Below are 14509 nucleotides of genomic sequence, written 5' to 3' on the forward strand. Positions count from 1 at the left end.
GTTTATAGACTTGCAAGGATTGCAAGCCTACCATAATTCATGAGATTATCTTATTGAATAAGTTTATGTATATAAGCAAAATTACTTGCTAAATTAAAATTAGGTATGCAATGCCTTATATCCTTTTGGGCTGATGCGATCGAGGCAAGTAATATCACTTTTAATTATCTTATTCATTTACCATATAGTAAGTGCCTCGATTTCATCGTAATTCTGCTTCTGCAAGCCTCTGTCCTCTTAAACCCAAGCTCTGGACTGTTGAAGCTATAAATTTAGGCTTTGCAGCATCCTTTAATTGGACTGCTGTTTGTTTTAATAGCTTTTTAAGCCAAGAAGTTAATACCGCTCAAAAGAAGGGATGCTGAATTTTCAAACCTTGTTTGAATCAATACCAGGATTGTATATTGTCTACTCACTTGACTTAGTGATTGTCGCCGGAAGTGATGCTTATTTTCGGGCAACCAAAACCAAACGAGAAGAGGTCGTAGGTCGCCATTTATTTGAGGTTTTTCCAGACAATCCTGACGATCCAAATGCTACTGGAGTTCGGAATTTACGTGCCTCGTTAGAAAACGTACTCAAGCATCGCCAGCCTCAGACAATGGCAGTGCAGAAGTATGACATTCGCCGCCCGGAATCAGAAGGCGGTGGCTTTGAGGAGCGGTACTGGATACCAACCAACTCGCCAGTCTTTGATGAAAACGGTGAAATGACGCACATTATTCATCGAGCCGAAGATGTCACCGAATTTGTGCGGGTGCAGCAGCAGCGAAACGAACAGCGTCAGTTGAATAAATCACTCCAGACTCGCACCGACCAAATGGAGATGGAAATTTATGCTAGATCGCAGGAGTTACGAGAGGTCAACGAACAACTGCAAGCGGCGAATGAGGCATTGTCAGAACTCGATCGCGCCAAAACCGTTTTTTTTAGCAATATCTCCCATGAATTTCGCACGCCTTTAACACTGATGTTGAGTCCGCTCGAAGACTTGTTACTCGACACTCAAACCCCATTAGTGCCCCAACAGCGCGATCGCCTTGAACTCGTGCAGCGCAACGGACTCCGGTTGCTAAAATTAGTCAACACGCTGCTTGATTTTTCGCGGCTGGAAGCAGGGCGAATGCAAGCAGCATATCAACCGATTGACTTAGCCGCATTCACAACAGAGCTAGCTAGTATGTTTGGCTCGCTCATGGAACAGGCTGGTCTGGAGTTCGCGATCGACTGTCCGACCTTGCCAGAGGCAATCTATATCGATCGCCAAATGTGGGAGAAAATTGTATTTAATTTATTATCGAATGCCTTTAAGTTTACGTTGACGGGAACGATCGCCGTTCGATTGCAGCCAAATCATAATACTGTTAATTTAATCGTTGAAGATACTGGAAGTGGCATTCCAGAAGCTGAAATTTCGCGTCTGTTTGAACGGTTTTATCAAGTCAAAGGGTTACAGGGACGAAGTTTTGAAGGCTCTGGAATTGGCTTATCGCTCGTGCAAGAACTGGTGAAGTTGCATGGCGGTACTATCAGCGTTACCAGCGTCTTAGGAGAGGGTAGCCGATTTACAGTTTCGATTCTAACTGGGTGCGCGCATTTACCACAAGAACAGTTAAATGCTCCTGGGACTGTGGCATCAAACACACTCAGCGCCACGCCATACCTTGAAGAAGCTTCGCGCTGGCTTTTAGAAGAAGCAGGGGGGCAGAGGAGCAGGGGGGCAGGGGGGCAGGGGGGCAGAGGAGATACAGAGAAAGAAGGTAGTTTTGATCGAGTGTTTTTCCCCTCTGCTTGTGCCCGTATCCTCTTAGCAGATGACAACGCCGACATGCGCGATTATGTACGGCGATTGTTGAGTCAACGGTATGAGGTTGAGACAGTCGCTGATGGAATGGCGGCTCTGGCTGCAATCCAGGCACAGCAACCGGATTTGATTCTCAGTGATGTGATGATGCCGGGGCTGGATGGGTATGAGTTGCTGCATCAACTGCGGGCTAACCCCCAAACCAGAGAATTGCCCGTGATTTTGCTGTCAGCGCGGGCGGGTGAAGAGGCTCGTGTAGAAGGGCTGGCAGCGGGAGCCGATGATTATTTAATCAAACCGTTTTCGGCTCGCGAACTACTGGCTCGTGTTGAGTCAACTTTAAAACTGATCGATATCCGCAAACAAGCGGCTCAGACACTGCAAGCCAGCGAACAGCAGCTTAAACTTGCTCTGGAGACGAGCAAACTCGGCTCTTGGCAACTTGATATTAAGACCAATGTTCTGTCTACTTCTGACCAGTGCAAAGTCAACTATGGTTTGCCGATTAATGCTGATTTCTCCCACAAAGTTTTAATGGAGCGGATTCATCCAGAGGATCGGACTTGGGTGCAAGCGGCAATTCTAGACTCGATTACCAACAGCAGCAATTATGAGGTGGAATATCGCACTGTTTGGGATGATGGCAGCACGCACTGGGCGCTGGTTCGGGGGCATATAATTGACGACGAGGCGGGAAATCCGGAACGCATGATCGGGATTTCCATCGATATTAGCGATCGCAAACAAGCCGAAGCTGACTTACGGGAAACCCACGTGCAATTGGAGTCCGCTTTAGCAGCAGGAGCCATTTACACATGGCGGTGGCAGATTCCTGAGAATCTGGTCATTGTGAATGCAGCCTTTGCTCGCTTGTTTGGCGTTGACCCTGTGGAAGCAACAACAGGTTTGCCGATTGAACTGTTTGTACAAGCAATGCACGAAGAAGACCGCCCACAAACGGTCACTGCAATTAATCAGGCGATCGCAACCGGGGAAGAATATGTTAGTGAGTACCGCGTTTATACGGCAAGAGGCGAGGAGCGCTGGCTTGCCGCACGCGGCCGAGTTGAATATGCTGCTGATGGCAGACCGATTGCTTTTCCTGGAGCATTAGCAGACATCACCGAACGCAAACAAGCCGAAGACGCTTGGCGACAGATTTCTGCCGAACTCGAACGACAACTGCGAAAATTCGACGCGATCGCCTCTTCCGTAACTGATTTTATTTACACATTCGATTTGTCTGGACGGTTCACTTACGTCAATCAGCCGTTGCTTGACCTCTTACAGAAAACTTCGGCCCAAGCCCTCGGCAAAAACTTTTTTGACCTGGATTATCCAACCGATTTAGCAACCAGACTCCAAAGACAGATTCAACAAGTCATCGAGACGCGCCAACCGCTCAAAGATGAAACACCGTATACAAGTGCATTCGGCACGCGTGCCTATGAATACATTTTTGTCCCACTTTTAGACGTAAATGGGATGGTAGAAGCGGTGGCAGGTGTGACGCGAGATATTACCGATCGCAAGCAAATCGAAGCGACTGTGAAAGCAAGCAACGAACGGCTGAAGCTGCTTTCAGAAGTTGCCAACGATCTGTTGCTCAACGAAGATCCCAAGGTATTTTTAGCGAGTTTGTTTGAAAAGGTTTCGACTTATTTGGGACTGGAAGTTTATTTTAATTACTTGTTTCAAGAAGACCAGCAACGCCTTGAACTTAATACCTATGGCGGGATCTCAGAAGACATTGCTTTATCCGCTAAATTTTTGGAGTTAGGGCAGGGTGTATGTGGTTATGCGGTGCAACATCGCCAGCCAGCTATCGTTGAAAATGCCCTCTCAACCACCGATCGACTTCCTATTCCAGTTAAGTCAAACGGCATTAGAGCTTATGCTAGTCATCCGTTAATCGTGGGCGAACGCGTCTTAGGCACCCTGGGACTAGGAACTCGTCAACGCGATCGCTTTACGCCAGACGAACTCGACCTCATGCAAACAGTAGCCAATCAACTAGCTGTTGCCTTAGAGCGATCGCGTCTAATTACAGAGCTACAGGCACGAGCCGAAGCGTTAGATCGAAGTAATCGGATTAAAGATGAGTTCTTGGCAGTTCTTTCCCATGAACTGAGAACGCCGATGAATCCAATTCTGGGATGGTCAAAACTGTTGCAGCAAGGAAAGCTAGATGCCCAAAAAACGAATGCTGCGATCGCCACGATTGAGCGCAACGCCCAGCTTCAGGTGCAACTCATTGATGACTTGCTGGACATTTCCCGGATTTTGCGCGGCAAAATGAGCTTATCAACCTCACCCATTGACCTCAATGCAGTTATTTGGGCCGCGCTGGAAACAGTTCGGCTAGCCGCTGAAGCCAAGTCAATCCAAATTCAGACCATCGTCTCGCCCGTTCTGGGCGTGGTAGTCGGGGATGCAGGGCGATTGCAGCAAGTCGTGTGGAATCTGCTGTCGAATGCCGTTAAGTTTACACATAATGGCGGACGAGTCACGATTGCCCTATCTCAAGCTGAAGATCGCGCCCAAATTCAAATCACCGATGCTGGAAAAGGAATTAGTGACGACTTTTTGCCCTACGTGTTTGAGCATTTCCGGCAAGAAGATAGTGCAACCACCCGCAAATTCGGCGGACTAGGGTTGGGATTGGCAATTGTGCGCCAAATTGTGGAAATGCACGGTGGAACCGTAACAGCAGACAGTCTAGGTGTTGGGCTAGGAGCGACATTTACGGTTAAAATTCCACTTGCACCTCAGTTAACTCAAGCACCAACTTTAGAGCGATCGCCCGTTCAGGAGGGTGATTTGAACGGCATTCAGATTTTAGTCGTCGATGATGAAACGGACTCGCGAGACTTCATCGCTTTTGTTTTAGAACAAGATGGGGCGATCGTCACTGCTGTTGGATCTGGGACTGAGGCGCTGCAAGCGATCGCTCAATCCATTCCCAACATCATCATCAGTGACATTGGGATGCCAGAGATGGATGGCTATATGCTGATGCGACAAATTCGTACCCTTGGGCTTGAGCAAGGAAAACAAATTCCCGCTATTGCTTTAACAGCTTATGTCGGAGAACTCGATCGGCAGCAAGCGATCGCCGCCGGATTTCAACGTCATATCGCCAAACCCATCGATCCAGAAACTTTGGTGGCGATCGTCGTCGAAATGCAGACTTACAATAGAATTCAGAGTTCAGAATTCAAAATTTAAAATAGTTCAAGAATCACAAGAACATTTGATGAATAAATATACTAATTATTCTAAATTATTCTAGATTTTTTTGACAAAGAGATAATAGCAGCACAATTACTTATAGCACAAGCCTTCGTGGTTAGGACATTAACAGATGATAAAACTTAGACATAACAAGACTTTTCACCCAATCCCCAGTCACCAGTCCCCAGTCCCTTGCTATATTCTCAAAATTAGCACAATATCGCCAATACTCAAAGTTGCAGAATAAATTATTTATACGCACTATAAAAATGAATATTAGCACTCTGAAATAATTAAAAAATATTGATTTAAAAGTCTTATAAAGTTTGATAATTAGGTCGGCGTAAATAATTATCGTTGGGATAAAGCAGAGGGCAGGGAGCAAGGAGCAAGAAAAAAAAGGGTTTGAGCCTTATTTATTTTTCTTCACACAGTTTGGTTTTCTTGTGCCAACTTACTTAGTTAAATCTTTTCCTTCTAGATGTACCGTTCGTCAAAATATACGCAAATAAATGATATAGTAAAGATTACATTAAGCAATTGAGGACGCGATCGTTTGTGCCCCAAGTATTATTATGGAGTTATTTAGTAACCTCTATCAAAAGAAATAAAAATTGTATTCCTTTAGTGAGATCCAAAAATACTGAGTCATAGATACTTTAGGTAAAGAAGAACACGCTTTAAGTGTCTGCTAAAAAGTTGATACTTGTATGTACACAGGTAAATATAGTTTATCTGTGTTGTTTCGTGTTTATATATGTCTGACAAAAGGTAGAGGCTTATTTGTCTTGCCTAGAAAGTTAACAATGCAAACATCGTCATTTAGTGGAGTTGCTATGTCTGAATTGCTTCAAGCAGTCTTAGATAGTGAAGAAAAAAGTGATTTACGTTCCTTTATTAGTGAATTACGCCAACAAGAAAAGAAGTACTTGCTACGGAACGACATACTGAATGTATATAGTGAGTATTGCTCCAATTCTCAGAAACCTGAGACTTTTTACACTTCTTCTGAGTTAGGAAAACTCATTTACTATACTCAGGAAATAATTCAAGAGGACTCAAACTTCTGTTTCATCATCCGTTCTAAGATTGCCAGCCAAGAAGTTTATTGGTTGACATCAGACTTAAGCATTCAGCCGATGACGGTGCAGGATTTGTTGGATCTGCGCGATCGCTTAGTAAACAAATATCATCCCAACGAAGGCGACCTGCTAGAATTGGACTTCGGCCCGTTTTATGACTACACCCCAGTCATCCGCGACCCCAAAAATATTGGTAAAGGAGTACAATTTCTCAACCGCTATCTATCCAGCAAAATATTTCAAGACTCCAAACAATTGCTCGACAGCTTATTGAATTTCTTGCGCCTGCACCACTACAACGGTGTGCAACTGCTACTCAACGATCGCATTCAATCACAGCAGCAACTTTCCGAGCAAGTTAAGAAAGCGATCGGTTTTGTTAATAATCGCCCCGAAGATGAACCCTACGAACAATTCCGCTTCCAATTGCAGTCAATGGGTTTTGAGCCGGGTTGGGGTAACACCGCAGCGCGAGTGCGGGAAACTTTAAGTATTCTCGATGAATTGATTGATTCTGCCGATCCTCAGACCCTAGAAGCATTCATTTCTCGTGTCCCGATGATTTTTAGAATCGTCTTGGTATCAGCTCACGGTTGGTTTGGGCAAGAGGGAGTTTTAGGGCGCCCCGATACCGGCGGTCAGGTAGTTTACGTCCTTGACCAGGCAAAGAGCCTAGAGAAGCAGCTACAAGAAGATGTCCTGCTTGCAGGTTTAGAGAAATTGAATGTCGAGCCAAAGGTAATTATTCTCACCCGCTTGATTCCCAATAGTGATGGCACCCTTTGTAATCAACGGCTAGAAAAAGTTCACGGTAGCGAAAATGCCTGGATTTTGCGAGTGCCCTTACGGGAATTTAATCCTAACATGACTCAAAACTGGATTTCCCGGTTTGAGTTTTGGCCTTATCTAGAAACTTTTGCCATTGATTCAGAAAAAGAACTACGGGCAGAATTTCACGGCACGCCTGACTTAATAGTTGGGAACTATACTGATGGGAATTTAATAGCATTCTTACTGGCGCGACGGTTGAAAGTTACCCAATGCAATGTTGCCCATGCTTTGGAGAAATCTAAATACTTGTTCAGTAACCTATACTGGCAAGAATTAGAGGATAAATATCATTTTTCATTGCAATTCACAGCAGACTTGATTGCCATGAATGCTGCCAATTTTGTGATCAGTAGCACCTACCAAGAAATTGTGGGGACACCGGATAGTGTGGGACAGTACGAGTCTTATAAGTGCTTCACCATGCCGGAGTTATATCATGTTACCAATGGCATTGAATTATTTAGTCCCAAATTTAATGTCGTACCGCCGGGAGTAAACGAAAATAATTACTTCCCCTACACCCGAAATAAAGACCGCGTGGAGAGCGATCGCCAACGCCTTGCAGAAATGCTTTTTACTCTGGAAGATCCCACGCAAATCTTTGGCAAACTCGACGATCCTAACAAGCGCCCTCTCTTCTCAATGGCGCGTCTTGACCACATCAAAAACCTCACAGGTTTGGCTGAATGTTATGGTCAAAGTCAAGAATTACAAGAGCATTGCAACTTAATTTTAGTCGCGGGTAAGTTACGCGTCGAAGAATCAGATGATAACGAAGAACGCAGCGAAATTATCAAACTCTACCAAATAATTGACCAGTACAATCTCCACGGGAAAATTCGTTGGTTGGGTGTGCGCCTCTCCAAAACTGATTCTGGTGAAATTTATCGAGTCATTGCCGATCGTCAGGGGATTTTTGTCCAACCAGCTTTATTTGAAGCTTTTGGTTTAACAATTTTAGAGGCGATGGTTTCAGGATTGCCAACTCTTGCCACACAGTTTGGCGGGCCATTAGAGATTATTCAAGATAAGGTGAATGGCTTTTTGATTAACCCAACGAATTTAGAAGAGACAGCCACCAAAATTGTGGACTTCATCACTAAATGCGAACAAAATCCTAACTATTGGAGTGAAATTTCTCAGCGAGGAATTGACCGAGTTTACAGCACCTATACTTGGAAAATTCACACTAGCAAGCTGTTATCATTAGCACGGATTTATGGCTTCTGGAACTTTACCTCTATGGAAAATCGGGAAGATTTATTGCGCTATATTGAGGCTTTGTTCTATTTAATTTACAAGCCAAGAGCGCAACAGCTATTAGAACAGCATCAGTACCGATAATAAGTTAGAAGGGATAAGCTGTTCTATATTTAACTCAATACGATTGGGTTAAGAATTTTTGAGATGTAGAGACATTGCAATGCAACGTCTCTACAAAGGATTTCGGGCTTAACTAAACCGTATAGTAAGAATATCTTATCTAAATTACTCTGGACAAAAATCTTTATTTATGTGTTAACGGAATAAGAAGAATTTACCTTTTGATTAGTGTTCCAGATCCGAAACCGATAGCTACGAGGGGCTACGCCTATGTATAAAATATTGTCGACAAGCAATATTTAATCCGAATATATGATAAATTTTTGATGAAATGTGCTGACCCTAGCTAGATGAGCTAAATCACAATTATTATTAAGGTCTATTTGTGAAATAAGCAGCCCAAAAGCTTAAAAATCAGGAGACCATTGCATGAGATATCTGACCAGTGACAGCCAACTATCAAGGATTGTTTTGAAGGGCTTTAAGTCTATTGCTGAATGTGACCTTAAGCTTTTGAAACTAAACGTACTTATTGGATGTAATGGTGCAGGTAAATCTAACTTCATAGGCTTCTTTCGCATGGTTCAGCAGATGCTTGAGAAGAATCTGCAAGTTTTGGTAAGCCGCCAGGGTGGCCCTGATGCGATCTTGCATTTTGGACGTAAAACAACTGAGCAATTAGAGATTGAGCTTTATTTTGGAAACAACGGGTACTTCGCAACGCTTGAACCAACTCAAGACAACCGTCTGATGTTTACCAAAGAGTCTTTTTGGTGGAACATGAGCGGTGAGCGTGAACTCGGTAGTGGTCATTTTGAGAGTAAGGCTTTACGGGGCACCAAGACAAGAATTGACCAGTACATATTGCCCACCATGCGGCAGTGGCGGGTTTATCATTTCCATGACACAAGCGACAGCGCTTATGTGAAGCAACCACACGGGATTAATGATAATGTTTACTTGCGTTCTGACGCACGCAATCTTGCAGCTTTTTTATATTTGTTAAGTGAAAATTATTCGGAATCTTATCGACGAATTGTCAAAACAATTCGACTTGTTGCTCCTTTCTTTGGTGATTTCTATCTACGCCCTTCTCCACAAAACAATGAGGCGATCGAGTTGGAATGGGTCGAGCAAGGTCAGGATATTCCGTTTAAAGCTCATCTTCTTTCGGATGGAACACTTCGTTTTATCTGCCTGGCCACTGTCTTTTTGCAACCTACTTCCCTTCAACCCGAAACGATTTTGGTTGATGAACCTGAGCTAGGTCTTCACCCGTATGCAATTACTGTTCTTGCATCGTTAATGCGTTCCGCCGCAAGAGAAAAACAAGTTATTGTTTCAACTCAGTCCGTTGAACTACTCAATGAATTTAGAGCGGAAGATGTAATTGTTGTAGATCGCGATCGTGGTAAATCATCACTCCGAAGATTGAATGAGGATGATTTATACGAGTGGCTTGAAGACTACAGCTTAGGAGAACTGTGGAAGAAGAACATCCTTGGCGGGAGACCTTCACGATGATCCGAATACACGTTTTTGTAGAAGGACAGACGGAAGAAACTTTTGTAAAAGAAATACTCTGTGAACATTTTCAGCGAAAAGACATATACCTCAACCCCATTCTTGTGCGAACTAGCTCAACAAATAAGGGCGGTGTAGTGAGCTATGCAAAAATTAAGCCGCAATTGAATCGTAAATGCCTTGAAGATGATTCGGCGTTCGTCACTACGATGTTTGATTTATATCGATTGCCAAATGATTTTCCAGGAAGCAGTTCTCTGCCTAGTACGAATGACCCATTTCAGAAAGCTGAATATCTTGAGCAGCAAATGAGCGCAGACATTAAACACCAAAATTTTCTGCCTAATCTACTGGTTCATGAGTTTGAGGGACTCCTGTACAGCAATCCACAAGCTTTTCTCGCATGGTTTGACCAAAGTATAGTAGATAGTCTACAGGCAGACCGTAACTTATTTATTTCACCTGAACATATTAATGAAGGCCCGACAACAGCCCCATCCAAACGAATTATTAGATGTTGCCTTGGATATGAAAAGCCATTACATGGCTCCTTGATTGCAATGGATATTGGGTTGGATACAATACGTCAGCAATGCCAGCATTTCAATCAATGGTTAACACGTCTTGAAAATATCAGCGGCAGTAACGGTTGAAGAGAATATATTGCCCTCAAAAGACAGTAAAAATGTTACTTGTGTAATCCACATTTTAGAAAGTTTTCAGCATTATTGCTAATTTACAAAAGTGATTTTTTCTCAGATTTTCATAAATGAATCAGGAATTATGAATAATACGAAGTTTCATAACTCCTAACTCCTCACTAAATTGTCAACGCACTCCAAGTTCGTTGACCAACTACTCCATCTACACCTAAATTTTGCTGGTTTTGAAAGGCTTTGACAGCAGTCTCTGTTAGTGCGCCAAAAATCCCATCTACTCTCACAGCATAACCGTTAGACACTAATAACTGTTGTAAGGCTCTGACAGCAATACCAGAACTACCGAAATAAAGAGTCGGTAGGGGTTGGCTACTAAACTTCTGAAACCGTCCTGTAGCCTTTGTACGGATTTTACCTCCATACTGAAAAGATTTCTTAGGTTTACCGAAGTTAGAAGAAATTAGTCCCAGATTCTTTTTGCTAATTTTCTGAAGTATGTGTTCTTTTTCTAGTTTTAGCGTTGAGAGAGAAGCCTGAGAAATCTCATCTGTCTGCATAAATTCAGGTGGCGTAACTTTAGCAGCTATCTCTAACTGACTCTGTTTTGACTGGTTTACGTCATTTTCCATCTGAAATAATTGCTGCTGTGGCAAATTGGTTCCAGATGCTTGTCTTATTGTTAACACGCCCGTCATCATCAGGCCAATTTCATTCATTTTAGTTTATTTTACTTGAATAAACAGCGTGTAGGCGTAGGCCGCCCTTAGATATTGCTTAATACTCTCAGTTGTAGATATTGAAAAACTTTTTACCTTTTTTCATCTCGCCACAAAGCAATACCGCCTAATAAACCAGTGATATTGGGGATGAGTTTGACATTTAACGGCAGCTGTAAATTCACTCTCACCGCTTCACCACCACCAATGTAAAGGTAGTCATAATTAAACAGATGTTGCAAGGATGCGATCGCTTTTTCTAAACGCCTATTCCATCTTTTCTCACCAATTTTTTCTAACTCTGCACGCCCCAACTGCTGCTCAAAAGTTTCTCCTTTGCGAAACGGATGATGTCCCATTTCCATATTTGGTACCAGCTTCCCATCGACAAATAAAGCCGAACCAAACCCTGTACCCAGAGTAATCACCAATTCGACACCTTTACCAGCGATCGCACCAAATCCCTGCATGTCTGCATCATTAATCACCCGTACAGGCTTGTTTAAGTGTTTTAATAATGCTTTTTCCAAATCAAATCCGATCCAATCTGGATGTAAGTTTACCGCTGTTTCCGTGACTCCACACCGCACCACACCAGGAAAACCGACCGAAACGCGATGAAATTCGCCTTGAGCCGCTGCTAACACCACAATTGCATTAATTACAACCTCTGGTGTCGCAGGTTGAGGTGTATCTAAACGCGCTCTTTCCGTTACAGGATGCCCCGTAATATCCAAAACCATAGCCTTAACACCACTACCGCCAATATCAACCGATAGGGTACGAATCGATCCATTTTCTTCAACCATTGAGTTACATCCTTGTTAATGCTTGTTATTTCGTTATTAATTATGCTCTGCTGCATTTGATAATATCTTGGATGTTTGGAGAGTCTTTATATTGGTGGAGAGAAGGCAGATGCAGTAAATTTTCCCCCTCTGCCCCCTGCCCCTCTGCCTCTTTACCCTATGCCCAAAGTTAAAAATCCCATACATTCGATGCCGGACAGCATCTAGATTTGTTAATCTAAGAATAATGGAAATAGTACTAGCGTAGCTGCTTAAAATCTATCGGGCAGCAAATTTCTATTAAAAGTAATATTAAGAGAAAGAATTATGACGGCGTTTGAACCTCAAAGCATCCGCTCGTATAGCCAAGAAGATGTCCAACAAATTCTGCACTTAGCGATCGCTCGTCAAGCAGATGATAAAGACACAGAATTTTCTTATGAGCATATATTAGAAATTGCTGCTGAGTTAGAAATTTCACCTGAGTCTTTAAAATTAGCAGAGCGCGATTGGGTATTACAACAGGGCCAAGTTCAACAGCGAAAAGCTTTTGACGCTTACCGCATTAGAAGATTTCAGAAGCGTTTAAGCAAATATGCAATTTTCAATGGCTTTTTTATACTGCTTGATTTAATTACTGGTGGCGGAATTTCTTGGTCGCTGTACATTTTACTATTCTGCGGATTGCCTGTAGCACTTGATGTCTGGAATACCTTTCAAATCAAAGGCGAAGAGTATGAAATGGCATTCCAAAAATGGAGCCGCAACCATCAGATTAAGAAAACCATCAGCACAGTTTTGAATAAGTGGTTTAAGGTATTACAGGCTTAATCAAAACTTTCCCTAACGCTAACTCATCTTTACTAGACCTCTTGCAAAAATCCTTGAATCACCCCTCCCCAACCTTTCCCGTATGTGTTGGGGAGGGAGGAAGATTTCAAGTTTCTCCCCAATGCATCGGGGGGATTAAGGGGGGTAATTCGACTTGTGTGTACACTGTAACCAGAAACGGGGAGAGTATTTTGCGACCTAACTTAACTAGATACTGAATTAGCCGCCTCGGAAACCTTCTCAGGGGGTGGAAAGCCACCCATGCGAATCTCAGAAGTGAAGGAAGTGATGCTAAATCCACCAAAACTCTTGAGGACATTTACCCGCATTCGCAAATTGGGGCTAGCAAACCACAGGCGTTCCTCTGAGAATATGTTTTCATCCTCTGTAGTTAAGATCAAAGCATTATCACTGTCAAATTTATAGCGTCCGGGAACTGGAGTTTTAGTGGCATCAACTATTTCTCGGAGTAACCCGCCTTGGGTAGGATTATCCGCATCAGGTACCGAAACTAACACAGTTGAACCACTATGTTTTGTTTGATCCTTGTCCATTGTGCCGTTCCAGGTAATTTTGGTAGCACAGGAAGCAGAACTAGGATTAATCTTGTAACTTTCACACAGCTTAACTGCTTCTGGATGATCTAATGGCAGCGTCTCAATGATGATATCTGACTTGCTATGTTCCGATTGGTTAAAAGCCAAATGTTGACTAGTACGATGAGAAAACCATTTACCAGTACTTAACTGAAAAAACTCTTCAATATTCATGAATGAAATTACCCTGCATCAAAATGCTAAAATTCCCACTTAATTATTATTAAAAGGTAGCAGGAAGCTTTAATGTTAAGCTTGATTGCCTATTTCCTCAAGCTTCTTGAGGCCAATTCTGGCTGCCTCAGCAACGTTGAAATGATTGTCTTTTTCCAAGTATTTTAAAGCTGAGACACTCTTGGGAGTGGGAAGATTTCCCAAGGCTTCTGCCAAACGCTGCCTCACTAACCAATCATCTGATTGGGCGAAGCGCAGGATCTTATCTACAGACTCGATGTCTTGAATTTCTCCCAGTGCAGAGATTGCAGCTTGTTGCAACACGACTTCTTTGCTATCCAATGCCTGAATCAGAATTTGATGGGCACGGGGGTCTTTAATATTACCTAGAGAAACAGCTGCACTAAAACGTACTAGCCAATCAGTATCTTCATAAAATGCCCGTGAAAGCACCTCAAAGGCTCTGGCATCACCCAAATATCCTAAAGCACCAGCGGCATCAGCGCGTATACCATAATCAGGGTCATTTTCGAGAATTTTTACCAAAATAGAATAACATTCTGGTGTTGGCTTGATTCCCAGAGCAAATATTGCCATCGATCGCAGTTGCAAAGATTCATCGTCTAGTACCTTTTTAATCAAAGGCACTGCATCCTCAGCCGCAACATGACGCAAATTAGCAAGGGCTACCATGCGATCGCGTAAATTCGGACTTTCTAGCTGAGTAGAAATTTCTTGTAAGCTTAGAGCTGCCATTTAGTTCAAAGCGTTTTCTTTACTTATCTTAATTTACCCGATCTGTTCATCAGGCTGTCGCCCTACTGAAGTAGGAGTTTGGCGACTTTACAAAATGGCTCAATTATGAATGAAAAAGCGATCGCGCTTACACCAGTTGAACAATCGAGTTATTACTGCAACTCCTGGAACATTTGTGAATGACTACTAGT

At 43.0% G+C, this 14509-nt stretch carries 9 protein-coding genes; 5 read left to right on the top strand and 4 right to left on the bottom strand.

Translation table 11 applies throughout. From position 1 onward, the window contains the following. Positions 1–358: 358 nt before the first annotated feature. From RMY32_RS03585 to RMY32_RS03600, 4 genes are all read left to right on the top strand, one after another. A complete protein-coding gene (locus RMY32_RS03585; RefSeq protein ID WP_322711427.1) occupies positions 359–5032 on the top strand; it encodes an ATP-binding protein in 4674 nt (1557 codons plus the stop codon). Positions 5033–5874: 842 nt separating this feature from the next. Continuing rightward, positions 5875–8295 carry a sucrose synthase gene (locus RMY32_RS03590; protein ID WP_322711428.1) on the top strand — a complete coding sequence of 807 codons (2421 nt, stop codon included), beginning with the start codon at positions 5875–5877 and terminating at the stop codon, positions 8293–8295. A gap of 408 nt (positions 8296–8703) precedes the next feature. After that, positions 8704–9798, top strand: a complete 1095-nt coding sequence (locus RMY32_RS03595; protein WP_322711429.1) for an AAA family ATPase — start codon at positions 8704–8706, stop codon at positions 9796–9798. Beyond that, positions 9795–10451, top strand: coding sequence for a DUF4276 family protein (locus tag RMY32_RS03600; RefSeq protein WP_322684399.1), 657 nt, complete (start codon positions 9795–9797; stop codon positions 10449–10451). Before RMY32_RS03595 ends, RMY32_RS03600 begins: the two co-directional genes overlap by 4 nt. A 167-nt stretch (positions 10452–10618) precedes the next feature. Here the strand turns inward: RMY32_RS03600 and RMY32_RS03605 are convergent, their stop codons facing one another. Further along, positions 10619–11173 carry a peptidoglycan-binding domain-containing protein gene (locus tag RMY32_RS03605; RefSeq protein WP_322674768.1) on the bottom strand — a complete coding sequence of 185 codons (555 nt, stop codon included), beginning with the start codon at positions 11171–11173 and terminating at the stop codon, positions 10619–10621. A gap of 92 nt (positions 11174–11265) precedes the next feature. Then, entirely contained in the window at positions 11266–11982 is a 717-nt protein-coding gene (locus RMY32_RS03610; protein ID WP_322711431.1) for an ROK family protein, read from the bottom strand. Between the two features lie 306 nt (positions 11983–12288). Between RMY32_RS03610 and RMY32_RS03615 the strand changes: the two genes are divergently transcribed. Then, on the top strand, positions 12289–12792 hold the full coding sequence (locus RMY32_RS03615) for a 2TM domain-containing protein (protein WP_104905232.1): 504 nt from the start codon (positions 12289–12291) through the stop codon (positions 12790–12792). 203 nt (positions 12793–12995) lie between these two features. On the opposite strand, the gene RMY32_RS03620 is transcribed toward RMY32_RS03615, so the two are convergent. Together RMY32_RS03620 and RMY32_RS03625 are read right to left on the bottom strand one after the other, a co-directional pair. Then, positions 12996–13562, bottom strand: a complete 567-nt coding sequence (locus RMY32_RS03620; protein ID WP_322711432.1) for a phycobiliprotein lyase — start codon at positions 13560–13562, stop codon at positions 12996–12998. Positions 13563–13637: 75 nt separating this feature from the next. Continuing rightward, positions 13638–14318 (bottom strand): HEAT repeat domain-containing protein, encoded by a 681-nt coding sequence (locus tag RMY32_RS03625; RefSeq protein ID WP_104905234.1) that lies wholly within the window; start codon positions 14316–14318, stop codon positions 13638–13640. Between the last annotated feature and the right edge of the window lie 191 nt (positions 14319–14509).

It is taken from the genome of Nostoc sp. ChiSLP03a (assembly GCF_034531215.2).
Classification (GTDB): Bacteria; Cyanobacteriota; Cyanobacteriia; order Cyanobacteriales; family Nostocaceae; genus Nostoc.